Annotated in this window: 17 protein-coding genes; 8 read left to right on the forward strand and 9 right to left on the reverse strand. The window is 66.8% G+C overall.

Translation table 11 applies throughout. The annotated features are described in order from the left end of the window. The first annotated feature begins 68 nt into the window (after window positions 1-68). On the forward strand, window positions 69-2,726 hold the full coding sequence (locus AC56LR_RS12600; protein WP_497130770.1) for an EAL domain-containing protein: 2,658 nt from the start codon (window positions 69-71) through the stop codon (window positions 2,724-2,726). A gap of 278 nt (window positions 2,727-3,004) precedes the next feature. Next, entirely contained in the window at window positions 3,005-4,618 is a 1,614-nt protein-coding gene (locus tag AC56LR_RS12605) for a methyl-accepting chemotaxis protein (RefSeq protein ID WP_497130771.1), read from the forward strand. Between the two features lie 23 nt (window positions 4,619-4,641). On the opposite strand, the gene queC is transcribed toward AC56LR_RS12605, so the two are convergent. Beyond that, window positions 4,642-5,349, reverse strand: coding sequence for a 7-cyano-7-deazaguanine synthase QueC (gene queC / locus AC56LR_RS12610; protein ID WP_497130773.1), 708 nt, complete (start codon window positions 5,347-5,349; stop codon window positions 4,642-4,644). Window positions 5,350-5,513: 164 nt separating this feature from the next. On the opposite strand from queC, the gene AC56LR_RS12615 reads away from it, so the two are divergent. After that, the gene (locus AC56LR_RS12615) at window positions 5,514-7,367 is read left to right on the forward strand and encodes an autotransporter assembly complex protein TamA (RefSeq protein WP_497130775.1); all 1,854 of its coding nucleotides are present in this window, start codon (window positions 5,514-5,516) and stop codon (window positions 7,365-7,367) included. Beyond that, window positions 7,367-11,806: a translocation/assembly module TamB domain-containing protein gene (locus tag AC56LR_RS12620; RefSeq protein ID WP_497130776.1), complete on the forward strand. Its 4,440-nt coding sequence runs from the start codon at window positions 7,367-7,369 to the stop codon at window positions 11,804-11,806. The genes AC56LR_RS12615 and AC56LR_RS12620 overlap by 1 nt, the downstream gene beginning before the upstream one ends. On the opposite strand, the gene AC56LR_RS12625 is transcribed toward AC56LR_RS12620, so the two are convergent. From AC56LR_RS12625 to AC56LR_RS12635, 3 genes are read right to left on the reverse strand one after another with little or no spacing between them, the layout of a single operon-like run. After that, window positions 11,803-13,035 carry a cyanophycinase gene (locus AC56LR_RS12625; protein WP_497130777.1) on the reverse strand — a complete coding sequence of 411 codons (1,233 nt, stop codon included), beginning with the start codon at window positions 13,033-13,035 and terminating at the stop codon, window positions 11,803-11,805. The two genes, AC56LR_RS12620 and AC56LR_RS12625, sit on opposite strands and share 4 nt — an antisense overlap. A 56-nt stretch (window positions 13,036-13,091) precedes the next feature. After that, entirely contained in the window at window positions 13,092-15,842 is a 2,751-nt protein-coding gene (locus AC56LR_RS12630) for a TonB-dependent receptor (RefSeq protein ID WP_497130779.1), read from the reverse strand. A gap of 22 nt (window positions 15,843-15,864) precedes the next feature. After that, window positions 15,865-16,821 carry a MurR/RpiR family transcriptional regulator gene (locus AC56LR_RS12635; RefSeq protein ID WP_497130781.1) on the reverse strand — a complete coding sequence of 319 codons (957 nt, stop codon included), beginning with the start codon at window positions 16,819-16,821 and terminating at the stop codon, window positions 15,865-15,867. Window positions 16,822-16,989: 168 nt separating this feature from the next. On the opposite strand from AC56LR_RS12635, the gene AC56LR_RS12640 reads away from it, so the two are divergent. Both AC56LR_RS12640 and AC56LR_RS12645 read left to right on the forward strand, forming a co-directional pair. Next, window positions 16,990-18,108, forward strand: a complete 1,119-nt coding sequence (locus AC56LR_RS12640; RefSeq protein WP_497130782.1) for a succinylglutamate desuccinylase/aspartoacylase family protein — start codon at window positions 16,990-16,992, stop codon at window positions 18,106-18,108. Then, window positions 18,108-19,493 (forward strand): YfcC family protein, encoded by a 1,386-nt coding sequence (locus AC56LR_RS12645; protein WP_497130784.1) that lies wholly within the window; start codon window positions 18,108-18,110, stop codon window positions 19,491-19,493. Before AC56LR_RS12640 ends, AC56LR_RS12645 begins: the two co-directional genes overlap by 1 nt. On the opposite strand, the gene AC56LR_RS12650 is transcribed toward AC56LR_RS12645, so the two are convergent. Next, window positions 19,455-20,396, reverse strand: coding sequence for a LysR family transcriptional regulator (locus AC56LR_RS12650; RefSeq protein WP_497130785.1), 942 nt, complete (start codon window positions 20,394-20,396; stop codon window positions 19,455-19,457). The genes AC56LR_RS12645 and AC56LR_RS12650 overlap by 39 nt on opposite strands. 93 nt (window positions 20,397-20,489) lie before the next feature. Between AC56LR_RS12650 and AC56LR_RS12655 the strand changes: the two genes are divergently transcribed. Then, window positions 20,490-21,491 (forward strand): sodium-dependent bicarbonate transport family permease, encoded by a 1,002-nt coding sequence (locus tag AC56LR_RS12655; protein ID WP_497130787.1) that lies wholly within the window; start codon window positions 20,490-20,492, stop codon window positions 21,489-21,491. Here AC56LR_RS12655 and AC56LR_RS12660 read toward each other — a convergent pair. Then, entirely contained in the window at window positions 21,458-21,679 is a 222-nt protein-coding gene (locus AC56LR_RS12660) for a hypothetical protein (RefSeq protein WP_497130789.1), read from the reverse strand. The genes AC56LR_RS12655 and AC56LR_RS12660 overlap by 34 nt on opposite strands. A gap of 131 nt (window positions 21,680-21,810) precedes the next feature. On the opposite strand from AC56LR_RS12660, the gene AC56LR_RS12665 reads away from it, so the two are divergent. Next, a complete protein-coding gene (locus AC56LR_RS12665) occupies window positions 21,811-22,329 on the forward strand; it encodes a CcdC protein domain-containing protein (protein ID WP_497130790.1) in 519 nt (172 codons plus the stop codon). Window positions 22,330-22,389: 60 nt separating this feature from the next. Here the strand turns inward: AC56LR_RS12665 and AC56LR_RS12670 are convergent, their stop codons facing one another. From AC56LR_RS12670 to nhaR, 3 genes are all read right to left on the reverse strand, one after another. Continuing rightward, entirely contained in the window at window positions 22,390-22,887 is a 498-nt protein-coding gene (locus tag AC56LR_RS12670) for a hypothetical protein (RefSeq protein WP_497130792.1), read from the reverse strand. Between the two features lie 110 nt (window positions 22,888-22,997). Further along, the gene (locus AC56LR_RS12675) at window positions 22,998-24,080 is read right to left on the reverse strand and encodes a S41 family peptidase (RefSeq protein ID WP_497130793.1); all 1,083 of its coding nucleotides are present in this window, start codon (window positions 24,078-24,080) and stop codon (window positions 22,998-23,000) included. A gap of 290 nt (window positions 24,081-24,370) precedes the next feature. Further along, on the reverse strand, window positions 24,371-25,270 hold the full coding sequence (gene nhaR / locus AC56LR_RS12680) for a transcriptional activator NhaR (protein WP_497130794.1): 900 nt from the start codon (window positions 25,268-25,270) through the stop codon (window positions 24,371-24,373). Between the last annotated feature and the right edge of the window lie 77 nt (window positions 25,271-25,347).

The raw sequence follows: 25,347 nt of genomic DNA on the forward strand, positions 1-25,347 counted from the left end.
CGCTCCGATTCCCCCCACCTGTGTAGAATCCAATCGTGGCCATTATGGAAACGTTGCAATCCCTAAACATGCCTCTATCGAACCCCGCAGAACCACGGTCGATCCGACCCTATCCGCTCGCGCGTCTCGTCATCGTGACCGCGGGCCTGATCGCGGCCCTCGGCATGATCACAGCCTCCGTCCTGTACAGCAGCTACGCAGACACCCTGCGCGAGCAAAAAATTACCCTGCGCAACATGGCGATCGTCTTCGCGGCCCAGAGTTCGGGCGTGGCGCAAGCCATCGACAGCGCCGCCCAGCGCGCCGCCAGCCTCTACCTGGCCTACGGCGACAGCGTGCTGGCGCCGGGCTTCCTGGCCAAGCATGGCGGCCCGGACCACCCCTACCTGCTGCGCCTCGTCCTGTTCGACAGCAGCGGCCGCCTGGTTGGCAGCGTCAGGCCCGACGGCAAGTCCGGACCGCTGCCCCCGCCTCCTCCCTTTGCAGCCATCGACGCGGCGCGCCGCGTCACCATCACCAACGTCAATCCCGTCAGCGGCCGGGGTGTGCTCAATTTCATCCGCGCCGTGCAGGACGCCAGCGGCAGGCATGCCGGCACGGTCGTGGCCCAGGTCGATTCGATCCGGTTCGAAAGCTTCTACAGCCTGGTCGAGCTGGGCGAGGGCGGGTCGGTGACCCTGCTGCACCGCGATGGCACCATGCTCATCCGCGGTCCCAATTTTCCCGAGGCGATCGGCCGCTCGTTTGCGAATACGCCGCTGTTTCGCGAACAGTTGCCGGGTTCCAGCCGTGGCGCCTTCGAGGCCGTCAGTCCGGTCGACAAGGTCATCCGCCTGTATGGCTACGATGTGGTCGAAGGTTTTCCGCTCGTCATCATCACCGGCACCAACCGCACGACCGCGCTGGCTTCCTGGTACGGGCGGCTGTGGACCGCGCTGGCCTTCTACGTCCTGCTTGCCGCGGTGCTTTCTTTCCTGGCCTGGCGCGTGGCGCGCGACTCGCGCCGCCAGTTCCGCCTGATCGAACTGGTGTCGGCCAGCGAGGCGCGGCTGGCCAAGCGCTTCGATTACCTGGCCTCGATCATGAATGCGGTCGGCGCCCCGATCTGGGTGCTCGATGGCGCCCGCCGCATCGTACTGGCCAACGAGGCCTTCGCGCGGCTGGTCGGCAGGCCCAACGACACGCTGCCGGGCGAGGACGAACGCACCGTCTTCCACGACCACGACGGCGAGCGCGACCGCCGCTACGAAACCGTGCTGGCGCAGGGCACCACCCTCGATGCGGTGGGCCCGATGCGCGACGGCAGCGGCGAAACCCGTACCGTGATCCAGCTGACCACGCAGCTGGCCAGTGAAGACGGCAAGGTACACCTTGTGAATGTGCTCACCGATATTACCGAGCGCGAGCGGGCCGAGGCCAGGCTGGCCTGGCTGGCCGAATTCGACGCCATCACCGGGCTGCCGAACCAGTCGCAGTTCTGGCGCCTGCTGGAGACGCGGATCGCCACTGCGGCGCCCGACGGCCGCGAACTGGCAGTGGTCTCGATGGTGCTCGAACGCCTGCATGAAATCGTCGACCTGCTTGGCCACGATGCGGGCGACCGCGCGCTGCGCCAGGCGGCCGACCTGCTGCGCAATGGCTGTGGCGACATCGCAGTGGCGGCGCGGATCCGCGCCGCCGAATTCGCGTTCGTGCTCGATGCCGGCGGCGGGCGCGCGGCCGTGGAACGCTTCGCGCAGATGCTGCATGGACTGATGTCCCGTCCCCTGAATATCGATGGACAGGATTTCTTCCTCAATCCGATGCTGGGCGTCGCCTTGTTCCCGCAGGACGGCCACAGTACGGACCAGTTGTACCGCAGTGCCCAGAACGCCTGCAGCGGCAGCGGAATCGAGGTGGACGATACCATCCACTTCTACTCGGCCGGCATGTACACCGAACTCGGCCAGCGCCTCACGATCGAAGCGAACCTGCGGCGCGCCCTCGACGGCGGCGAACTGCGCCTGGTCTACCAGCCGAAAGTCACGGTCCAGGAACAGCGGGTGGTGGGCTTTGAAGCCCTGCTGCGCTGGACCAGTCCGGTACTGGGCGAGGTCTCGCCGGTCCAGTTCATTGCGATCGCCGAACGCACCGGCCTGATCATTCCCATCGGGGCCTGGGTGCTGGAGGAAGCCTGTCGCCAGGTCGGCGCCTGGTCCGAACACCTCGGACGCCCGGTCAAAGTGGCGGTGAATTTGTCGCCACGCCAGTTCTACCAAAAATCCCTGCTCGACACGATCCGGCGCTGCCTGGCCCAATACCGCATTCCCGACGGCAGCCTGGAACTCGAAATCACCGAAACCGCGCTGATGAGCCGCGAAAAAGAAGTCGATGTCCTGATGCACGACATCCGCGCCCTTGGCGTGGACCTGTCGATCGACGACTTCGGCACCGGCTACTCGAGCCTGGCCTACCTGAAGCGCTTCCCGGTCTCGCGCCTGAAGGTCGATCGCGCCTTCGTGCGCGACATCGACCGCGACGAGGACAGCGCCGCGATTGCCCTGTCGATCGTCAACCTCGCGCGCGGGCTGAAGCTGAAGGTGGTAGCCGAAGGCGTGGAAACGCAGGCCCAGCTCGACGTGCTGCGCGGCATGGCCTGCGACGAATACCAGGGCTTTTTATTCAGCCGGCCGCTCGAGCGCGACGACGTGCTGCCGCTGCTCGATCGGGGCAGCAACCCTGGTTGAGCTTGACCAGCAGGCCCTGCGCCTGCTCGAGATGCGCAACAAAAGCCGGCCGCACAGTGACCCCAGTCGACTTGCTTGTCAGTCTTGCACCAATCCGTTGTTTTCATACCCTTTTTTGTTGAAGGGGTAGCAAGGATCAACACATTTTTTCACTGGTATTGCAATCGAGAAACGAATGTGGGCGTAGAGTAGCTTCACCCACTCCGGATAGGCGCATTCGTCCAGCATGAGGATGATGTTGCACTGCCGATGGTTTCACGACTCTTATGGTGTAAAAAATGGCTTTCAATAATTTGCGTATTGGTTCCCGCCTGGGCTGCGCGTTTGCCGCCCTTCTCGTTCTCATGGCAATCATGCTGGGCAGCGCCCTGTGGCAACTCGACAGCATCGCTGAGGGCAAGAATGAGATGGCCGCCGCCAGCCACAAGGCGAACCTGGCCAAGGACTGGCTCGAAGGCATCGCCACCAACGCCGTGCGCACGCTGGCCAAGGTCAAGAGCGCCGACCCTGAAGACGAGAAGTATTACACCGCTGAAATGAAGACCGTCAGCGCCGGCCTCTCGACCATCCAGAAAGAACTCGAATCCCTGGTCACCAGCGACGACGGCAAGCGCCTGCTCGCCCAGGTTGCGCAGCGGCGCAAGGACTACGTCGCCATCCGCGACGAAGCCTTCCGCCGCAAGGCCGCAACCGGAGCGGCGGACGGCGAGCTCAAGGCCTATGTGGCCACTACCCTGTTGCCGGCGATGCAGGCCTATGTCGGCTCGGTCAAGGCCGTGGTCGCCTACCAGACGCGCCTGTTCGATGCCGCGAGCAGCCGCATCGATACGCTCGCTGCCAATGCCCAGCGTACCCTCATCGTGATCGGCATCGGCGCCATCCTGTGCGGCGCCGCCTTCGGCTTCTTCCTGACCCGCAGCATCACGCGTCCGCTGGCGCGCGCCGTCGCTCTGGCCCGGCAGGTCGCCTCGGGCGACCTCACGGCGGATATCCATGCCAGCTCGCGCGACGAAGTGGGCGACCTGCTGGACGCCCTGAAAACCATGAACGACAGCCTGCGCACGACCGTGACCGAAGTGCGCAGCGGAACCGATGCCATCGTCACCGCGACCCAGCAGATTGCCACCGGCAACCTCGACCTGTCGTCCCGTACCGAGGAGCAGGCCAGCGCGCTGGAAGAGACCGCCTCGTCGATGGAAGAACTGACCAGCACCGTGCGCCAGAACGCCGACAGCGCGCGCCAGGCCAGCACCCTGGCCCAGACCGCTTCAAGCATCGCGCTGCGCGGCGGCGAAGTGGTGTCGCAGGTGGTCTCGACCATGGCCTCGATCAATGCCTCGTCAAAGCAGATCGGCGACATCATCGGCGTCATCGACAGCATCGCCTTCCAGACCAATATCCTGGCCCTGAACGCCGCGGTGGAAGCGGCCAGAGCCGGCGAGCAGGGCCGCGGTTTCGCCGTGGTGGCCTCCGAAGTGCGCAACCTGGCCCAGCGCTCGGCCGGGGCGGCCAAGGAAATCCGCACCCTGATTAGTGACTCGGTGTCAAAAGTCGATGCCGGTGGACGCCTGGTTGATGAGGCGGGGTCAACAATGCAGGAGATCGTGCAGGGTATTGCCCGGGTCGCCGACATCGTGTCCGAGATCGCTTCGGCCAGCGCCGAGCAGACCATGGGGATCGAGGGCGTGAATGCCGCGGTCAGCCAGATGGACGACGTCACCCAGCAGAACGCGGCGCTGGTCGAAGAAGCGGCAGCGGCGGCGCAGTCGCTGGAAGACCAGGCCACGGCGCTGGCGCGGCTGGTGAGCACGTTTGTTGTGCACAAGGCGGATGTGGGGCAGAACCAGCGTGTTGTGCAAGAGCCCAAGCGCACGCGTCTTCTCGCCGCCTGAGCAGCCGCCCACCCTAGGCCTCGTCAGCCTTTCCGGGCCACATACTGCTCATACCCCCGCGCCCGCAGCGCACACGCGGGGCACGTCCCGCACCCATGGCCCCACGGATGCGCCGCACCGCGCTCGCCCAGGTAGCAGGTGTGGGTGTCGAACCGGATCAGGTCCACCAGCGCATCCCCTCCGCACTCATGCGCCAGCTCCCAGGTCTGCGCCTTGTCGATCCACATCAGCGGCGTCTCGACCTTCAGGCGCGTGTTCATGCCCAGGTTGAGCGCCACCTGCAGCGCCTTCATGGTGTCGTCGCGGCAGTCCGGATAACCCGAGAAATCGGTCTCGCACATGCCGCCCACCAGCACCGTCAAGCCGCGGCGGTAGGCGACGGTCGCCGCCACCGTCATGAACAGCAGGTTCCGGCCCGGCACGAAGGTATTCGGCAACCCGTTCTCCTGCATCGCGATGGCCACGTTGCTGGTCAGCGCCGTATCCGAAATCTTCGCGATCAGCGACAGGTCGATCATGTGGTCTTCGCCCAGGCGCGCATCCCAGCCGGGATCGAGCGCACGCATCTTCGACAGCACGGTCGGGCGCACTTCCAGCTCGATCGCATGGCGCTGGCCGTAGTCGAAGCCGATGGTCTCCACGCGCGCATAGCGCTGCAGCGCCCAGGCCAGGCAGGTGGCGGAGTCCTGGCCTCCGCTGAAGAGGACGAGCGCGGTATCTTGGGAGTGCATGGTGGTGGTCCGGGAAAAGGTGGGCAACAAACGTGGGGAAGCGCGGATTCTGGCATAAAACGGGGTCTCCCGTGAAGCTGCGCGCCTCACACGGATGAGTTAAGCGTCCGTCATCATTTTTGCCGATCCGCTAAGATTGCCATGAACCTACCCATCGGAGCCCCATGTTTTCTGCAAGATCGATCCCCCGTCACCGCCTGCGTCCCCTGCCCCGTTTGTTGATGGGCCTCGGCGCCTTGCTGGTAGCGACCTCACTTCACGCCCAGGGCATCGATTACCAGGTACGCATCGACGCTCCGCGCCAGATCGAGAACATGCTGGAAGAAAACCTCGACCTGATGCGCTGGCGCGGCAATCCGAAGGTCGACATGGAGCAGTTGCAGCGCCTGGTCAAGGAAGCGCCCGAACAGGCCAGGACTCTCATCGCCACCGAAGGCTATTACTCGCCCAGGATCTCGGCCGGCCTCGATACCGATGGCGGGCGGCCGGTGGCGCGCGTGATCGTCGATGTCGGGCCGCCGACCCTGGTGGGCGAAGTCGACCTGGTGCTGCAGGGCTTCGCGCCGCTCGACAAGGGAACGGCCCCGTTCGACGCGGCCGCCCTGCGCAGCCGCTGGACCTTGCCGGTGGGCGCGCGTTTTCGCATGGCCGACTGGGAAGGCGCCAAGAAAGGCCTGCTGCGCGAGGTGGCGCAGACGCGCTTCCCGCGTGCGCAACTGGTCGAGACCAGCGCCACGGTCGATCCGGAAGCGCAGCGCGCGCTGCTGCACGTCGTCATCGACAGCGGCCCCGAGATGCGCTTCGGCGAGCTGCGCATCCGCGGCCTGAAACGCTATCCGCGCGAAGTCATCACCAACCTGAACAAGATCAACCCGGGCGACATGTACAGCGAGGCCGCGCTGCAGGCCCTGCAATCGCGCCTGCAGGACACCGGCTATTTCGCCAGCGTCGAAGTGAGCGCCGACATGCGCGCCGTGCTCAACGAAGAGCTGCGCGAACTGCGCGAAGGCGACGACGATCCCGATGGCGACGCCACCACGCCGAAGCCGCCCACCGGCCCCACGGTGCTGCCGGTGCTGGTGCGCGTGACCGAGAACCTGCGCAAGAACGTCGAGGTCGGCGTCGGCTTTTCCACCGACACCGGCGCTCGCCTGCAGGCAAGCTACGACGACCTGAACGTCCTCGGCAAGCGCATGAAGAGCGACCTGATCTACGAGCAAAAGCGCCAGACCGCACGCGTCGATTTCTACTGGCCGACCACGCCCAAGGGCTATAACGACAGCGTCGGCGCCGGCGTCGAGCGCAACGACGTGCGCGGCGAGATCACCACGCTGGCCACGGTCGCGGCGCGCCGCGCCTGGGGCTCGCCCCTGCTCGAGCGCAGCCTGACGCTCGAGGCCCTGGTCGAAAAGCGCGAGGTGCCCCCGAATGAAGCCACCACCACGCGCAGCCTGCCGCTCACCTACAGCATGACCCGGCGCAAGCTCGACAGCCTGATCCAGCCGACCAACGGCTATGTGTTCCAGGGCCAGCTGGGCGGCGCGCTGCTGCCGATCCTGACCGACGAAAAATTCCTGCGCCTCTACCTGCGCGGCCTGATGTACAAGCCGCTGGGACCGAGCGGCACGCTCATTGTGCGCGGCGAATTCGGCGCCGTCGCAGCCAAGGAAAAGCTCGGCGTGCCGGGCACCTTCCTGTTCCGCGCCGGCGGCGACCAGTCGGTGCGCGGCTACGGCTACCGCGAACTGGGCGTGCGCGAAAACGGCGCCATCGTCGGCGGCAAGTACCTGGCCACCGCCAGCGCCGAATACCAGTACTGGTTCCGTCCACCATGGGGCGTGGCGGTGTTCTACGACGTCGGCAATGCGGCCGACAAGGTCGGGGACCTGCAGCCGAAATCGGGCTTCGGCGTCGGCGCGCGCTGGCGCAGCCCGGTCGGTCCGATCAATGTCGACGTGGCCTATGGCCACGCCGTGAAAAAGGCGCGCCTGCACTTCTCCCTGGGATTCACCTTCTGATGGACACGAACGACACCACCCCGGCACCGGACGCTCCGGCGCCCGTGCACAAACTGCGCCGCTGGCCGCGCCGCGTCGCCATCGGCGTCGTCGTCACCACCGCCATCGTGGGCGGCACGCTCTGGTACCTTGGACGCGAAACCACGCTGCAGATGATCGCGCAGAAAGTCGCTGCCTCCACCGGAGGCAAGCTTGTATTGAGCGGCGTTTCCGGCTCGCTGTACGGCGCCATGCACATCGAGCGCCTGACCTGGCGCACCGAGGAGCAGCTCATCGTCGCCAACAAGATCGACCTGCAATGGTCGCCGCGCCAGATCGTCTCGCGCGGCATCCTGGTCGACACCCTGCACGCGGCCAACCTGCGGGTCGAGACGCTCAAGGAAAGCGACGAACCGAGCACCATGCCGGTCAAGCTGGCCGCGCCCTTCCCGATATCGATCGACGACGCGCGCCTGAACCGGGCGACCTTTGTCGCCAATGGCGCCGAAACCCATATCGACAATATCCGCCTGCGCCTGGAAGGCAACAAGACCCGCTGGCAGATCCGCGACGCCGCCGCCGTCACCCCATGGGGTGACGTGGCCGCCGCAGGAAGTATCCAGGCCCAGCGTCCCTTCAAGATCGACGCCACCGCCAGCCTGAGCCAGTCGCAGGCCAAGGCCGGCGCGCGCGCGGCCCAGCTGAAGATGAAAGTCGGCGGCGACCTCGAGACCACCCTGCTCGACGCCAACGGCCAGGCCGGACGCGCCGTCGGCGAAGCCCACATCGTGCTGTCGCCCTACGCGAAAATCCCGCTGCGCTCGATGCGCATCAGCGGCCGCAACGTCGATCCAGGCTTCTTCAATCCTTCGCTGCCGACGGCCGATCTGACTTTCGCCGTCAACGGCCAGCTGGACGCCAAGCGCAATATCAGCGGCAATGTCAACATCGTCAACGAGGGACCGGAAGGCAGCATCGACCAGCAACGCCTGCCGCTTCGCACCATGCGCGGCCAACTGGGCGGCAACCTCGATGCCTTGCAGGTATCCGACGTGCTGATGGACTTCGGCGGCGCCGGACGCTTTACCGGCACGGGCGGCGTGGAACGCGGCGCCGACGGTAAAGGCGTCGGCGTCGCACGCTTTACCCTGCACACCGACCGCTTCGACCTCAAGCAGATCCACTCCAGCATCAAGCCGACCGCCATCCGCGGCGACATCGAGGTGACCAATGCCGGCAAGACGCAGACGCTGAAAGCCAATCTGCTCGACAAGGGCCTGCGCCTGGCGGCGCTGGCGACCCTGGAAGACAACGTCGTCACGCTGCGCGAAGGCCGGCTATCCGCCGGTGCGAGCAGCGTCGATGTGACGGGCACCATGAATTTATTGAAGGACAAGGCCTTCAAGGCCAGCGCCAGCGCCAGCCGCTTCAACCCGGCCGCCTTCGGCGACTACCCGCAAGCGGACATCAACGCCAGCGTCAACGTGGCCGGCGCCCTTGCCCCAAGCTGGCGCGTGGACGCCGACTTCGCCGTGCGCCGCAGCCGCCTGTTCGACCAGCCGCTGTCGGGCGAGGGCAAGCTGCACGCCGATGCCAAACGCATCAGCGGCATCGATGCCGACCTGGCCCTGGGCCAGAACACCGTCGCCCTGAACGGCGCTTTCGGCGGCAGCAGCGACCGCCTGCAGTGGCGCGTCGACGGCCGCCAGCTGGCCGCAGTGCGCAGCGATTTGTATGGCGCGGTCGTGGCCAATGGCGTCGCCACCGGCACCATGCAGGACCCGCGCACGACCTTCGAGCTCAATGCGAATGGCCTCGGCTGGGTCGCGGCGCAGCGCAAGGACGCCGGCGGCACCCTGAATGCCAAAGGGGAAGCCTGGCTCGCCGGCCCTGAAGGTGCGCGCACGGTGGAAGCGAAACTGGCCGGTACCGCCCAGCGCTTCAACCCGGCCGCCTTCGGCTCGCCGCTGGCGGGCTCCATCAATGCCAACTTCAGCGGCAGTGGCCGCGGCGGCGCCGACTGGCGCGCGGCGTTCGATATGCGCGTGCAGGATTCGACACTGTCGAAATCCCCGCTGTGGGGCCACGCCCGCTTCAGCGCCGACCGCCGTCACATCTCGAATGCCGACGTCGACCTGCACGTGGGCGCCAACGTGGTCGCGGCCAAGGGCAGCTTCGGCGCAGGTAACGACCAGCTGGCCTGGCGCATCGACGCGCCGCAACTGGCGGCACTCGGCCCCGACTACAGCGGCGTGCTGCGCGGCCAGGGCAGCTTGTCCGGCACCATGGACACGCCCTCGCTCACCGCCGCCCTGGAAGGCCAGAACCTGCGACTGCTCGGCACCCACAGCATCCGCGCCCTGCGCGCCAACGCGAATCTTGGGGCCGGTCGCGGCGCGCGCGACGCGCTGGCAAGCGACATCCAGGTCACCGACTACGTGAACGGCGACACCCGCGTCGCCTCGGCCAGCCTGAAGACCGAAGGCACGCGCGGCGCCCATACCTTGCGCGCCGCGGCGGTCGGCGAAGCCTTCGACGCCAATCTCGAGGTACGTGGCGGCTGGATGGGCGACACCTGGGGCGGCACGCTGGCGACCCTGCAAAACCGCGGCCGCTACGCCATGGCGCTGCAGGCGCCGGTCCCGCTGCGCATCAGCGGCGCACCGGGCAGCGGCATGATGGGCCTGGCCAAGCCGGAGCGCATCGCCTTCAACGGCGCCGTGATCAAGCTGGCCTCGGGCAGCATCACGGTCGACTCGTTAGTCAAGAACGGCCCGCGCTGGAATAGCAAAGGCCATGCCGACAACGTACCCCTGACCTACCTGGCGCAGTTCTCGCCGGCGATCCGCGAGAATGCGCGCGGCGACCTGACCCTGGGCGCGCAATGGGCGCTCGATTTGCGCACGGCCACCGCCACCGGCGGCGCCCCGGCGCTGGACGGCATGGTCCACGTGTTCCGCGAAAAAGGCGACGTCATTGCCGGCGGCGACAACCCGGTGCCGCTCGGCCTGCGCCAACTCGATGCACGCGCCGACGTCCAGAGCGGCGCCCTGCGCGTGCGCCTCAACCTGGACGGCGCCCGGACCGGCACCGCGACGCTCGACGGCAGCGCCCAGCTGCTGCAGGGCCGCCTGCACCGCGACAGCCCGATGCGCATGACGGCCAATGCCAACATGGCCTCGATCGCCTGGCTGTCATCGTTTGCCGGCCAGCCGGGCCTGGAACTGGACGGCGCGCTGCGCCTGGCCCTCACTGGCGCCGGCACCATTGGAACGCCGCGCCTGAACGGCAACGTCACCGGCGACAAACTGGCCGTGCGCTGGGCCGAACAGGGCGTGCGCCTGCAGAACGGCGAGCTGCGCGCCACGCTTGCGGGCGACGAGCTGCAGCTGCAGCGCCTGTATTTCCAGGGCCGCCAGGGCAGCGCCACCGCGGACGGCTTCCTGCGCTTCTCGAGCGGGCTGTCGGCTGCGAACCTGAAAGTCACGGCGGACAAGCTCGAAGTGCTGTCGCGCCCGGACCGCACCGTGGTCGTCAGCGGCAATGCCGCGCTGGTACGCGATGCGAACCAGTTCACGCTCGAAGGCAGTGTGCGCGCCGACCGCGCGCTGATCGAATTCGCGCCGCAGGGCCGGCCGACCATGTCGGACGACGTGATCGTGCTGGGCAAGGGCGGCGCCAAGCCGGTACCGTCGAACAAGGAACCGGAAATGCCGCTGGCGATCAACCTGCGCGCCGACCTGGGCGACGAGTTCCGCCTGCGCGGCCTGGGCATCGACGCCACCCTCGCCGGCAACGTCCGCGTGCGCAAGATCGGGGCGGCCGCGCCGCGCGTGAACGGCACCATCCGCGCCGTCGAAGGCAATTACGCGGCCTATGGCCAGAAACTGGCGATCGAGCGCGCCGTGATGACCTTCAGCGGCGCCTACGACAACCCGGCGCTCGACATCCTCGCGGTGCGCAAGCAGCCGGAAGGCGAACAGCTCTCGCAGACCAATGTCGAGGCCGGCGTGCAGGTGCGCGGCACCGCGCAGTCGCCGGACGCACGCCTGGTCTCGACGCCGAACGTGCCGGACAGCGAGAAGCTGTCCTGGCTGGTCCTGGGTCACGGCATGGAAGGCACGAGCGGCAACGAGAAGGACGTGCTGGCGGCCGCTGCCGGCGCCCTGCTGGGTGGCAAGGGCGGCACCGGCGGCTTCACGCAGAAGCTGGCGAGCTCGCTCGGTGTGGATGAAGTGGGGCTGAAACAGGCCAACGGTGCAGGCACCGGCCTGGAGGGCACCGTGGTAACGGTGGGCAAGCGCATCTCGTCGCGCGCCTACCTGAGCTTCGAACAGGGCGCCACCACGGCCTCGAGCCTGGTGCGCCTGCGCTACAAGCTGACCCCGAAGATCTCGCTGCAATTCCAGACCGGCACCAATACCGCGCTGGACGTGCTGTACTCGTGGGCGTTTGACTAGCCTGGCCCGGCCTTGCCGGCCGGCTGGCGCTGGTAGAGCGGCTGGCGCAGCAGGATCGGATGCACGTCCAGGCGCATCCGGTAGACCGACATCCCCTGCCCGCCGGTCGATAGCCAGACCTCGGTCTCCGGCAGGCGCCGAAATTCGAATTCGAAGCCCTTGCCCGGATCGGCCCCATCAGGCCCGCCGAAGGCGATGCCGGTCGCCCTGGTCTGATCGCTGTCGGCCAGCTTTTCCAGCAGGTCGACCACCATCGTATTGGCCAGGATATCCGGATAAAACAACGCTCCCCGGTGCGCCGGGCGGGCCGGGTCGAGCTTTTCCTTGTCCGGCCCCGGCACCAGGCGCATGCTGGAAAAATCGATCCGGTCGCCGCTGTCGAGATAGCTGATCTTCGCATTGTTCAGGCTGAAAGCCGCGCCGGCCGCACCGCCGGCGGCCCCGGACAACTCGAGCAGCAAGGCCCCCTTGTAGCCGATCACCTGGGCGTCGCGCGCCGGTCCCAGCACCACGGCGCTGTTCTCGTCCACACCCAGGCCGAGCCGGTAGCCTTTGGCGAGCATCGCCGGCAGCATGCGGGCAAAGCGCCCGCGCACCAGCAGGTGCTGGTCGATGAACAGCTCCGGCCCCGCGAAGCCGAGGCCGGGCGCGATGTCCCTGCCGTCCACCACGCCCTGCTTGAGCAGGGCCAGCACGGGCGGGGCGTCGTAGAACATGGTGCTGCTCATGATGGCCGCGCCGGCGCTGGTGCCGGCGATTACGCCGCCGCGGCGGTACATCGACCACAAGGCTTCCAGCAGCTGCGAGCGGCTGCCGTCGGGGCGCACCAGCGCCGCGGTGATGCGGCCCTGGTCGCCGCCGGTAAAGAATGCTCCGCCGGCCGCGGCGACGCGCCGGGCCAGCGCCGGATCCTCGGCAGCCTGGCGCGGGGCGGCGCCCAGTCCCGCGCCCACCGGCACCACGAAGGGCCGCGCGCCATGGCGCTCCAGCTGCGCCGCCGTGCTGCGCGCGGCCCGTTCCGGGTTGCCCGACGCGGTCGGCAGCACGGCGATTGCCGCGCCCTTGCCGCCGGCCAGCTGCACGATGCGTTCCCATACCTCGGCATTGTCGCCGCGCAGGGCGCCGCCGATCACCACCAGCGAGCCGGACGGCGCCGGCGGGCGGTCCTGGGCCGCGGCGCCCACCTGTATCGCCAGCAGCAGCGCCGCCATGCGCGCGCGCTTGAACATATCCCGCTCCTCGAAAGAAAACGGCTGCCCGGGATGCCGGACAGCCGCAAGACGGCTTAACGGAAAGCGTAGTTCAGGCTGACGAAACCATTGCGCCCGCGCGGGTCGGTGTAGGTCGGGTCATAGCCGGCCAGGAAATAATAGGCCTGGTTCGAGAACGGCGGCGCCTTGTCGAACAGGTTCAGCACCCCGGCACGCAGCTTGAGCTGCTTGGTGATGTTCCAGCTGCCGGTCAGGTCCCACAGCGAATACGAGGACACCTTGCGCGACGGCAGCAGCGCATCGCTGACCGGATCGTAGGTGGTGTTCTGGTCGGTGTAACCCGAGGAGAACTGGTTGGCCAGCGTCAGGCCGAACTCGCCCATGCTCCAGTCCACGCTGGCGCGGTGGCGCCAGCGCTGGATTACCTGGTCATTCAGGAACACGCTGAGGTTGCTGCGGTAGCCTTCCTGCGGACCGAACTGGCGGTCGTACTTGAGGATATAGGTGCCGCTCAGGTTCGCCGCCAGGCGGCCGTAGGCGCCGCTGGCGCCGCGCCACTCGCCCGACAGGTCGATGCCCGAGGTTTTCAGGCGCCCCTGGTTTTCCTTCTGCAGCAGGATGTTGGAGATGAAGCCGTCGCTGTCGCGCTGGATGTACCTGCCGTTGTAGGCGGCCGGGTTGTCGACGATGATCTGCTCGCCCAGGGTGCTGATGACATCCTTCTTGCTGATGTTCCAGTAGTCGAGCGCCAGGCTGGCGCCGCGGCCCACTTCCAGCACCGCGCCAAGCGAGAGCTGGCGCGACTTCTCGGGCTTGAGGTCCGGGTTCGAGCGGCGCTCGACCGCCCACTGGTCGGTGCACAGGTCGATGCTGCCTTCCTGCGCGACGCACTGCGGGTCGGTCAGGAAGCTCGAGGCGGTGCCGTAGGTGGTCGGGCGCTTCAGGTCCGACAGCGAAGGCGCGCGGAACCCGGTGCCGGCCGAGGCGCGCACCATCAGAGGCTTGAGCGGCTGCCAGCGCAGGCCCAGTTTCGGGTTGGTGGTCGAGCCGACTTCGCTGTAGCGGTCGTGGCGCAGCGCGAACTGCATCTCCAGTTCCTTCGTGAACGGGGCGTTGAGTTCGGCGAACACCGAGCGCACCTTGCGGCTGTCGTCGGTGGGCTTCAGGTCGGTGGTCGAGCCCACCGCCGCGCCGCTGTCGCGGTCGCCGGCGATGTTGTTCGACAGGAGCAGCGCGGAGGGGCGGAACTGCTGGTCCTCGTGGCGGATTTCGCCACCCACCGCCACCGCCAGGTCGCCGCCGCCCAGCGCCATCAGGGCACGCGACGCCTTGGCATCGAGCGAGGTGGACACGCCCTTCGACTTGCGCGCCTCGTCGTTGACCTTGATGCTGTCGATCAGGTCGCGCCCCGCCTGCGTAGAGGCGCCAAATGGATTGACGGTGCCGGCGCGCACCGCGGCATCGAACTTATCGAAAAGGACATAGCCGTCGATGTATTTGTCGACCGCGCGGTTCTCGGCGCGCGCCAGGCCGACGTCGTAGTCCCATCCGGCGGCGATGCCGGTCGCGCCCAGCACGATGCGCTGCGCGCTGCTGGTCACTTCGTTGCTGCGGTTGCCGGCCTCGGTCATGCGGTAGCGGATGCCGCTGACGGTGGCCGGCAGGCCGGCGCCGCTCAGTGCGGCGCGGTAGCGCTCCGGCAGCGCCGCCACCGGCAGGTTGCGGATCCGGATCGGGTTCGGCGAGAGCACGTAGCTGCTCTCGGCCTCGGACTGCACCAGCTCGGCGAACAGCTGGTGGTCGTCGGCGAGCTGGAAGGTGGCGCGGCCGACGAAGCCGATCTTGCGCGATTCCGGATAGATCTCGGTGTCCTGCATGTAGTCGTAGCTGCAGCCCAGCTCCCCGCCGGGGCCGCGCGGCGCATACACGCTGGCCGGCGGGTTGCAGCCCGGCGCGCTCGGGTTGACGCGGTTCCTCGTGGCGCCCGCCGCCAGCACGCCGGCGCGGATCAGGGCCGCGCGCTGGGCGCTCGAAATATCGATATTGGCCGGATAGGTATTGCTCGACATGAGCGCCGGCAGGGTGCTGGCCAGTGGGCGCTCGGCGATGAAGTCGCGCTGGCCCGAGCGCAGCGCGCCGAGCTTCTGGGCGTCGAGCACGCCGAACACGTTGAAGCGGTCGCGCTCCAGGTCGCCGAAGCCGGCGCTGATGCTGGCGGTCTTCTTTTCCGCGCCGCCCTCGTGGGTGGCCGCCGCCGAGGCGCTCAGGTCGACCCCGGTGTAGTCCTTGCGGGTGATGAAGTTGATCACGCCGCCGATCGCATCGGTGCCGTAGATGGCCGAGGCGCCGTCCTTGAGCACCTCGACGCGCTGGATCGCGCCGGCCGGGATGTTGTTCAGGTCGACGCCGGCGTTGTCGCCGGGCGAGGCGAAGTTGGCCAGGCGGCGGCCGTTGAGCAGGACCAGGGTCGAGGACACGCCGATGCCGCGCAGGTTGGCCCCGTTGAAGCCGCGCTGGCCCGAGGTGCCGTCGGTGATGCTGGCGCCGTCCGACAGCGGCGCCGTGTTGGCGCTGATGTTGCGCAGCAGTTCAGCCGCGGTGGTCACGCCGCTCTTCTCGATGTCTTCACGCTTGATGAGCTGTACCGGCAGCGCGGTCTCGTTGTCGATGCGCTTGATCGACGAGCCGGTGATCTCGACGCGCTGGACCTTCGGCGGCGTCTCCTGCGCCTGCGCCATGGCCTGGTGCGGCGCCAGGTTCAGTGCGGCGATCACGGCCAGCGCCATCACCTTCGGCTGCGGCAACCTGCTTGCTTGCTCATTCATGCGTGTGCTCCCCTAATGTTCACTACGATTTTTGTCGACGCTTGCTGGTGGTGCTGCTGGATACGGGATCTGGTCCGCACAGGTAGGCGGAGATGGCTTCGGTCAGGCGCGCCGCCTTGGCCACGTTGGACTTGTTCGACACCATCAGGGCCATCACCAATGCTTCGATGACGGCCAGTGTGGCGCTGGAGCTGCTGGGCAGGACCGGATGGACGCTGTGGGCGTACAGGACGTGGTGCCCGAGCCCGGCCAGGGGCGAGGCCGGCGAGTCGGTGACCGCGACCACGGTGGCGCCGCGGTCACGCGCGAACTGGGCCAGGCGCACCACGTCGAGCGCGTAGCGCGGCAGCGAGATCACGACCAGCACGTCCTTGCCGGTGATGTTGGCCAGGTGCCCGGCCGCCACTTCGGTGCCGCCACTGCCGGCCACCTCGACCACGTGCGGGCAGAAGGGCTGCAGGTGCATGGCCAGGATGCCGGCCAGGTGCGAGGACAGGCCGAAGCCGAGCACGTAGACGGTGCGCGCCGAGGTCAGGGCCGCCACCACCTTGTCCATCTCGTTTGCGTCGAGCGACTGGCGGCTGGCCGCCACCGCGGCCTCGGCATAGTTCAGGCTTTCGAGTGCGGGCGAGGCGCTGCGCGCCCGGCGCGCGATGTTGTTACGTAACTTGTCGACCGGCTGCAGCACTGCCTGCAGGGTCTCGGCCACGGCGCCGCGCATGGCCGCATAGTTCTTGAATCCGAGGTCGCGCGCAAACCGGCTGATGGTCGCGGTCGAGACCTGGCAGGCCTCGGCCAGCTCCTCGATGCCCAGCGCGGTGGCGCGCATCTGGTTGCGCAGCAGATAGTCGGCGATGCTGCGGTTCGACGCCGACCCATCGGCCAGCACCTGAAGCAGGCGCTGCCCCAGCGCCGACTCGGCAAAACCGATGTCGGGCGAGGCGTTGTGTTTTACGGTGGCGGTGTCGTGTGGATTCATGAGATCGGCCTTCGCAAAATGTCATTGAATTTACATCCTGCGTTGACATGCAAATTTCCTAATTTTTTTCAACTGTAATCACATCAAGAAATAAACTCAACAATATTTTGAAAATTTTCTTTCATTGATGTAGGGTGTGTAAAAAATCAAGCATCAGGAGAGCAGCATATGCAGACACACATCCACCCGCTCGGGACCAACGACTGCCCGGCCGCCTACCAGCTGCAGTCACTGCACTACGGCGCCGCCGGCAGCGGCAAGAAGGTCTACATCCAGGCTTCGCTGCATGCCGACGAAGTACCGGCCATGCTGGCGGCGCACGCGCTGCGGCGCGAGCTCGCCCGGCTCGAGGACGAAGGGCGCATCCGCGGCGAGGTGGTACTGGTGCCGGCCGCCAATCCGATCGGCCTGGCGCAGGCGATCCAGGGCACGCCTTTCGGGCGCTTCGACCTGGGCAGCGGCGCCAACTTCAACCGCGCCTTCGCGCACCTGGCCGAGGCCCTCAAGCCGGCGCTGGCAGGCAAGCTCGGGCCCGATGCGGATGAGAATGTGACGCTGGTGCGCGCCCATGCGCGCCAGGCGCTGGCCGCGCTGGCCACCCACAGCGCCACGGAAGAACTCAAGAAGGTGCTGCTGACGCTGGCGATCGACGCCGACATCGTGCTCGACCTGCACTGCGATAACGAGGCGGTGATGCACATGTATACCGGCACGCCGCTGGCCGGACGCATGCTGCCGCTGGCGGCGCTGCTGGGCGCACAGGCGCTGCTGACGGCGCGCGACTCGGGCGGCGCCCCGTTCGACGAAGCCTGCAGCCGCCTGTGGTGGGAACTGGCCGCGCACTTCGGCGAAGACACGCCACTGCCGCCGGCCTGCGCGGCCGCCACCATCGAACTGCGCGGCGAGATGGACGTCAGCTATGCGCTGGCCGACGCCGACGCCCACGCCATCCTGCAGTTCCTCGCGTACGAGGGCGTGCTCGACATCCCGCTCGCGCCCCTGCCCGCGCCGCGGTGCGCCTCCACCCCGCTCGAAGGCGTCGAGCCGCTGCACGCGCCGCATTCGGGCGTGCTGGTGTTCCACCGCGCGCTGGGCAGCCGGGTGGCGGCCGGCGAACCGGTGGCCGACCTGGTCAACCCGGTCAGCGGCAAGACCACCGCCCTGCACGCAGGCGCGGCCGGCGTCCTGTTCGCCTCGACCGCCCACCGCCATCTTTTGCGCGGCATGCATGTCTGTAAAATTGCCGGCGCCGCCGCCTTCCGTACCGGAGAACTCCTGAGCCAATGATGAAGAACTTCAGACTTCCCAACACCTTCGTGCTGCTGTTCGCGATCCTGGCGCTGATCGCGCTGGCGACCTGGTTCATCCCTGGTGGGAAGTACGGGACCCACCTGGTCGACGGCAAGACCCTGGTCGACCCAAGCTCTTTCCACTACGTCCAGAGCGCCCCGCAAGGCCTGGTGGCGCTGCTCAAGTCGCCGATCCGCGGCTTCGTCGAGGCGGCCCAGATCATCGGCTTCGTGCTGATCGTCGGCGGGGCCTTCGCGGTGCTGCAGAAGACCGAGGCGATCGACAGCATGATCCACGCGGTCGCACGCGCCCATGCACATTCGCGCTTCGTGCGCGCTGCCCTGATCCCCCTGTTCGTCACCCTGTTCTCGGTCGGCGGCGCCACCTTCGGCATGAGCGAGGAAGCGATTCCCTTCGTGCTCATCTTCATCCCGCTGGCGCTGGCGCTGGGCTACGATTCGGTGGTGGGGGTGTCGATTCCCTTCGTCGGTTCGCAAGTCGGCTTTGCGGCCGCCTTCCTGAATCCCTTCAACGTCGGCATCGCGCAAGGCATCGCCGGGGTGCCGGTGTTCTCCGGCGTCGGCTACCGGCTGGCGGTGTGGTTCGCGTGCACCGCCGTCACGGTACTGTTCCTGATGTGGTACGCGGCGCGCATCAAGCGCAATCCCAGCTCCAGCCCCACCTGGCAGCTCGACCAGCTCAAGCGCGCCGAGCGCGCCGCCGAGGTCGAAACGCCGCGCTTCACGCGCCGCCACGGAATCATTCTCGGCCTGTTCGCCTTGACCCTGGGCGCGATGGTGGTGGGCGTGGTCGGCTACCGCTGGTACATCGACGAGATCGCGGCGCTGTTTTTCGCGATGGCGATCCTGGTCGCGGCCGCCGGAAGGCTTTCGCCGGACGAGTTCGTCGCCAGCTTCATCCAGGGCGCGCGCGACATGATTTCGACCGCGCTGGTCATCGCGATCGCGCGCGCCACGGTCGTCATCGCACGCGACGGCCAGATCATCGACACCATGCTGCACGCCCTGGCGCCGCTGGTGCAGTCCGAGCATGCCGCCTTCGCCGCGCAGAAGATGTTCCTGATCCAGTCGGTCATCAATTTCTTCATTCATTCGGGCAGCGGCCAGGCGGCGCTGACGATGCCGATCATGGCGCCGCTGGCGGACCTGGTCGGGGTCAGCCGCCAGACCGCGATCCTGGCCTTCCAGCTCGGCGAGCTGTCCACGCCGATGATCCCGACCTCGGGCGTCACGGTCGGCGTGCTGGCGCTGGCCCGCATTCCCTGGATCGTCTGGGCGAAGTGGATGGTGCCGCTGCAGCTGATGTACCTGGCGCTGGCGCTACTACTGCTGGTGCCGCCCACCCTCATGGGCTGGCACTGAAGCGGGCGCCCGCGCGGAACTGCCGATCTGCTGCAGGTGCTGCAGGAATGCGCTGGCGACCGGGGATAGCTTCTTGCCCTTCCGGTACAGCGTCCACCAACTCGACTGCACCGGGAAGCCCTCGACCGGCAGCACCGCCAGCCCTTCCGCGAGCGGGTCTTCCGCCAGCGCGTGGCGCGACACGACCCCCAGGCCCAGGCCGCCCGCCACTGCCTGCTTGATGGCTTCATTGCTGCCCAGTTCCAGGCGCACGTCCGGCCTGAAATCCAGCGCCTTGAAGTGCTCGTCGCAGGCGAGCCGCGTGCCGGATCCTTTCTCGCGCAGGATGAAGCGCAGCGGCGCCAGGCCGGCCAGTCCGACATGCTCGCGTCCGGCCAGCGGATGTGCGGCTGCGGCGATGACATCGAGCGGATTGGTCAGGAAGGCATGGCGCTCCAGTTCCAGGTCGGCGGGCGGCATCGACATGATGTACAGGTCATCGAGGTTCTCGCGCAGGCGCCGCACGACGCCGTCGCGATTGAGTACTTCGAGGGCGACGTCGATCTCGGGATGCGCCGCGCAAAAGGCGCCCAGCAGCCGGGGAACGAAGTACTTCGCGGTGCTGACCACCGATACCCGCAGGCGGCCCCGGGTCATGCCACGGATTCCGTCGACCTGCTGCTCGAAAGCCGACCATTCGTCCAGCATGGCGCGCGCCGTGCGCGCCAGCGCCTCGCCCGCCGCCGTCAGGTACATGCGCTTGCCGACCTGCTCGTACAGCGGCATGCCGACGCTGTCGGCCAGCTCGCGCAGCTGCATCGACGCGGTCGGCTGCGTCACGTGGCAGGCGCGCGCGGCCGCCGTCACGCTCAGGTGTTCAGAGAAGGAAAGAAACAGGCGCAGCTGGCGGAAGGTCGCATTCATAGAGTTTTATCTATTTTACTCATCATAATAATCGATTTTTCTTTATTACCCGTAGCGCGTAGTATGCAGGACCTTTTGTTGATTCCACGAAACATGCACACCTTCCTCGACCCCGCGATCCTGTTTTTTGCCTTCGGCATCCTGGCCGGCTGCGTCAAGTCCAACCTCGAGATCCCCCAGCCGATCGCGCGCTTCCTGTCGCTCTACCTCTTGATGGCGCTGGGCCTGAAAGGCGGTTTCGCCCTGGCGCAATCCGGCCTGACGACGGAGATCGCGGCCAGCCTGGGCGCTGCCGTCCTGCTGGCGACGGCCATTCCCCTGGCCGCCTACCAGCTCCTGAAGCGTTTCGTATCCAGATTCGATGCGGCCGCGGTCGCGGCGACCTACGGCTCGGTCAGCGCGGTCACCTTCATCACGGCGACGCAGTACCTGGAGGTTCAGGGAGTCGCCTACGGCGGGCACATGGCGGCCGCGATGGCCCTGATGGAATCGCCGGCCATCGTGATCGCCGTCGTGCTGGCGAATTCGCTGCGCCAGGCCGGCGCGCCTGCTGTGCTGTCGAACGGGAGTGGCACCGCAACGCTGGGAGGGCCAGGCCCGCGCGTGGGTCTGGGGAAGATCTTGCACGAATCCTTCACCGACGGCACGCAGCTGTTGCTGCTCGGCGCCATGCTGGTGGGCCTGCTGACGGGCGAGGCCGGCAAGGCGGCCATGGCGCCGTTCTCGGTCGACCTGTTCAAGGGCATGCTGGCCTTCTTCCTGCTCGACATGGGTTTGCTCACTGCCCGCAACCTGGGCAAGCTGCGCGGCCAGTCGGGCTGGCTGCTGGCCTACGCGGCGGGCGCGCCGGTGGTCCATGCCGCGCTGGCGCTGGGCCTGGCGGCACTGCTCGGCCTGTCGGTGGGTAACGCGACCCTGTTGATGGTGCTGGCCGCCAGCGCCTCCTACATTGCGGTCCCGGCGGCGTTGCGCCATTCGATCCCGGAAGCCAGCCCCGCGATCTATTTCAGCATGTCGCTTGGACTGACCTTCCCTCTCAATATTCTGGTGGGGATTCCGGCCTACGCCTGGGCCGCCAACTCGATGCTGGGATGAGCGGTTCGGGCCTGGAAACTGGGTTTGTGATCGGGCACCGGATCCTCGCTGAACGGCGTGTGGCCGTGGCCGGGCGGGTGGTGCGGCTGGGGCGTGTCGAAGGGCTCGGGCGCCGGTTCCTCGATCGGCGCCGGATCGGGCGCACGGTGCGCCTTCATCGGTAAATTCGCGTGCGAAACTGCATTCATGGCGGGGACCTCCTCGAAAAAGCGGAGTGATCACCTTATCATGATGCAGTGCCGAACGCCCTTGGCAGCGCCTGCCGTGCGGCATCCGTCCGCTCCATTACAATGGCGTCCTCGACCCTCTTTGGCGCAACATGGACCTCTCGATCACCACCCTCGCCCTGCTCGTCCTGACCCCGCTGCTGGTCTGGCGCGTCTACAACCGCATCAAGGCCCGCATGGCGCGCCAGCGCTCGATCGTCTCGCGCCACTACACCGGCGTGCTGGCGTTCGGCGCCCTGGTCATCGTGCCGGCCGCGCAGCTGCTCGACCAGCCCTATAACCTGGGAGCGCTCGTTGTCGGCGCCCTGTTCGGCATCGGCTGGAGCGTGTGGGGCCTGAAGCGCACCCGCTTCGAAGATACGCCGCAAGGCTACTTCTTCACCCCGCCCGCGCGGCTGGGCATCCTGATGGCCATGGTGCTGGTGGCGCGGGTGCTGTACATCGGCGTGGAGGTGTATGCGAACCAGGGCAAGGGCATTCCGGCGCCCAAATTGACTGACAGCCCGCTGACCATGCTGTGCGTGGGCTTGAGCGCGGGGTATTTCGGCTACTACTCGGCGGGACTGCTGCGCTGGCGCCGCCGGGTGCGCAAGGAGCTCGACGCCGCTTGAGCATCGGCGCGCCGCCAACGCGCATTTCACTATGCGGCTTGCACCTCTACGCCAAGCCGCTCACCGCGGCGGCAGGTACTTGAAGATCAACTCGGCATGCAGCGCCAACAACTGCGCCAGCGCAGGGTTCGCGGTAGAGCCGCAGGTCTCGCTGCCATGCATGGAAAAGTTGTGCCGGACGTCATTGCTGGTAATGGAAACATCGTAACCTTCTGAGCGGCATACGCCCGGCCCCGGCGGCCCCGTGCGCACGGCCAGCCCCCGGATCAGGTCCGCCGAATCGACCAATGCCGCCAGCCGCTGGAAGTCCGCCGGCGCCAGGACGCCATCGAATTGCCGTCCCATGGTGCCGGGACCGGTTTCCGTATATTGCAGCCGCCCCGGTGTGATGTCGGTCCGGCTCGATGTGAGCGTCACGAAACTGCCCTTGTAGACAATCTGCACCGCCTGCAAACCAGGGCCTGGCGCCGCGACAGGATCGTCGCTCCCGCCGCCGCAGGCGGACACGCCGATGGCCAGGGCGACCGACCACACACCTGCCAGGAAAAATCGTTTCATGCGCTCCTCACTGTTCGAACCCGCAGGATAGCAGCGGCGCCGCCCGCGAAGTCTCACGCATATCCACAGTGATTGACGCCGGCATTCGAAAACGGCCAGCGTCCCCAGCCTCACTGTCCCGCGATGGCGGGCGCGGTGCTGCCGTGCAGCTGGCGCTGCAGCAGGTCCTTGGCCACCGCAAGCGCATCGTCCGGTTTTGCCGCGACGTCCGGAACGACGCCCACGCCCTCCCAGTTGGCCTGGGTAATCGGACTGATCGTGCGCTGGCCGGGGATCAAGGCAAGGAAATGTTCGCTAAGGCGATGGGGGCGCGCGGGGTGGGCGCCGCCCCAGGTCCGCTCGCCGACCACCGTGGCGCGTTTCATGGCTTGCATCGTGTAGGCGAAGTCTTCCCCGGCGGACTTGGTGCCGGCGCCGGCCAGGATGATGACCGGCTTCTTGCCGCCATAGCGTTTGCCGTCGAGCTTGTCTTGCGTCCAATGCTGCTTGGAGATGCCGGTATCGCGATCCCAGATGTCGTTGAGGCGCGTGCGCTGGTCGACGAAATAGCTGACCAGTAAGGCGACCCCGTCCGGCGCGCCGCCGCCGTTGTTGCGCAGGTCCACGATGAGGCCGTCGGTATCGGCGAGTTCGTTCATCGCGGCGGCGTAGCTGTCGGCCATGAGGAAAGACGGCGGGAAGCCGGACAACTTCAGGTAACCGATCCTGGGCGTCAGGGGTTCGACCCGTTCCACGCTGCGGTTTGCCATCTGGCGCATGACCTGGCGCTTGTCGGCGGGGACGCGTTGCTCCCACTCCGCTTGCGACGCGGGTGGCGCTCCGGCTCCATTGTCGGCCGGGACCGGCCTCGGGCTGAAAAATACCGACATATGCAGGTCACGGACAACGGCGCGCATGTCGTCCGTGAGCTGTATTGCAAACTGTTTGCCGTCCGACATGGCGTCGTACTTGCCTTCCCGCTGGCGCTGGCGCAACGCCGTTTCGATTTGCTTGGCCTTGTCGGGAAAAATATAGTGGTCATTCAATTTTTTTACCAGCGTGTCGATCACCTCCAGCTGCGTCGCACGATCGACCACCAATGTTGATCCGGACCGGTTTTGTTCACCAGGAAGCTGCTGCGTCGGTTGTGCGGCAACTGCGCTGGTCATGGCCAGCACCAGCAAAGACGATATGACAATCCATTTCTTTTTCATTTTTTTCCTCAGATTGTGGTGCGCAGGGTTTCGATATTGCCAGTGGTTATGCGAAACGAATACTTCATCAATGAGGCAGAGAAGTGATTTTAGAATAGCATAACAATTGCTACTGAATAGCAATATTAAATACCCAGAAGGAGAAGAAGTGGGGATGGTTGATGTTCGCGCGCTTTCAAGGCATGCGCCCGCCTGAGGATTGACGACCGGATCGTTCGACGCCTCATGACGACATCGCGCAAGACCTGCGACGCCCTGGTTTCGGAGGAGCGTGCGCCGCCCCCCCAGACTCAGACAAACAGTTTGTCGCGCGCCAGCGTGCTCACGGCCACCGTCGCCGGATGGCTCATGCGGCGCTCGGTGGTGAGGGCGTAGACCTGCTCGACGACCTTGTCGACCTGGCCCAGCACCTGCACGCCGTACTGGCGGCAGACCTGCTCCGCGATCACCGTCGGAGCGAAAAACACTCCTGCTCCCGACTGGCCGAAGGCTTTCATCATGGCGCTGTCGTCTAATTCGCCGACCACGCGCGGATGGACCTTGCTGTCCTCCAGCCACCGCAGCAGACGCTGGTGGATCGCGAAATCCTCGCCCGGCAGCAGCAAGGGCGCCTCGTCCAGGCAGGCCGGGAACGGCTTGCCCAGGCTCTCGGCCAGGGCAGCCGTGGCAAATGCGCTCATCGTGCTTTCTCCCAGCAGGTGGCTGTAGGCACGCACGCTGAAATGCGGCGGAATCGGGCGGTCGGCAATGACCAGGTCGAGCCGGTGCACCGCCAGATCGGCCACCAGGCTATCGAGCCTGCCTTCGCGGCAGACCAGCCGCACCGGTTCGCTCAGTTTCAGGGCCGGCTCCACCAGCTGGCAGGCAATCAGCTTCGAGACCGAGTCGGCGCAGCCCACGCGGAACGACATCGTCGTCGTGAAGGCCTTGTCGCGCACCAGTTCCAGCAATTCGTCGCCGGTGCTGAAGATATCCTCGGCGTAGCGCGCAACCCTGCGGCCGGTATCGGTCAGTTCGAGATTGCGCCCCGCGCGCCGGAACAGCTCCACGCCCAGTGTGTCGGCGAACTCGGTCAGTTGTCCCGAGATCGATTGCGGCGTCAGGTGCAGTTGTGCCGCCGCCTTGGCGATGCTGCCGGTTTTCGCCACCATCCAGAAGTAGCGCAAGTGCTTGTAGTTGAGTGATGCCATCGCCGCCCCATACATCGAAAAATTCGATGTTGTATTAAATGATATTCGAATTGTACGATGTTTTGCGCCACCCTATA

The organism is Telluria sp. ZT3P39, assembly GCF_059685935.1.

Bases quoted from the DNA above. Each gene is read 5' to 3' on its own strand.
- AC56LR_RS12600 (WP_497130770.1), top strand. From the start codon at position 69: ATGCCTCTATCGAACCCCGCAGAACCACGGTCGATCCGACCCTATCCG.
- AC56LR_RS12605 (WP_497130771.1), top strand. From the start codon at position 3,005: ATGGCTTTCAATAATTTGCGTATTGGTTCCCGCCTGGGCTGCGCGTTT.
- queC (WP_497130773.1), bottom strand. From the start codon at position 5,349: ATGCACTCCCAAGATACCGCGCTCGTCCTCTTCAGCGGAGGCCAGGAC.
- AC56LR_RS12615 (WP_497130775.1), top strand. From the start codon at position 5,514: ATGTTTTCTGCAAGATCGATCCCCCGTCACCGCCTGCGTCCCCTGCCC.
- AC56LR_RS12620 (WP_497130776.1), top strand. From the start codon at position 7,367: ATGGACACGAACGACACCACCCCGGCACCGGACGCTCCGGCGCCCGTG.
- AC56LR_RS12625 (WP_497130777.1), bottom strand. From the start codon at position 13,035: ATGTTCAAGCGCGCGCGCATGGCGGCGCTGCTGCTGGCGATACAGGTG.
- AC56LR_RS12630 (WP_497130779.1), bottom strand. From the start codon at position 15,842: ATGAATGAGCAAGCAAGCAGGTTGCCGCAGCCGAAGGTGATGGCGCTG.
- AC56LR_RS12635 (WP_497130781.1), bottom strand. From the start codon at position 16,821: ATGAATCCACACGACACCGCCACCGTAAAACACAACGCCTCGCCCGAC.
- AC56LR_RS12640 (WP_497130782.1), top strand. From the start codon at position 16,990: ATGCAGACACACATCCACCCGCTCGGGACCAACGACTGCCCGGCCGCC.
- AC56LR_RS12645 (WP_497130784.1), top strand. From the start codon at position 18,108: ATGAAGAACTTCAGACTTCCCAACACCTTCGTGCTGCTGTTCGCGATC.
- AC56LR_RS12650 (WP_497130785.1), bottom strand. From the start codon at position 20,396: ATGAATGCGACCTTCCGCCAGCTGCGCCTGTTTCTTTCCTTCTCTGAA.
- AC56LR_RS12655 (WP_497130787.1), top strand. From the start codon at position 20,490: ATGCACACCTTCCTCGACCCCGCGATCCTGTTTTTTGCCTTCGGCATC.
- AC56LR_RS12660 (WP_497130789.1), bottom strand. From the start codon at position 21,679: ATGAATGCAGTTTCGCACGCGAATTTACCGATGAAGGCGCACCGTGCG.
- AC56LR_RS12665 (WP_497130790.1), top strand. From the start codon at position 21,811: ATGGACCTCTCGATCACCACCCTCGCCCTGCTCGTCCTGACCCCGCTG.
- AC56LR_RS12670 (WP_497130792.1), bottom strand. From the start codon at position 22,887: ATGAAACGATTTTTCCTGGCAGGTGTGTGGTCGGTCGCCCTGGCCATC.
- AC56LR_RS12675 (WP_497130793.1), bottom strand. From the start codon at position 24,080: ATGAAAAAGAAATGGATTGTCATATCGTCTTTGCTGGTGCTGGCCATG.
- nhaR (WP_497130794.1), bottom strand. From the start codon at position 25,270: ATGGCATCACTCAACTACAAGCACTTGCGCTACTTCTGGATGGTGGCG.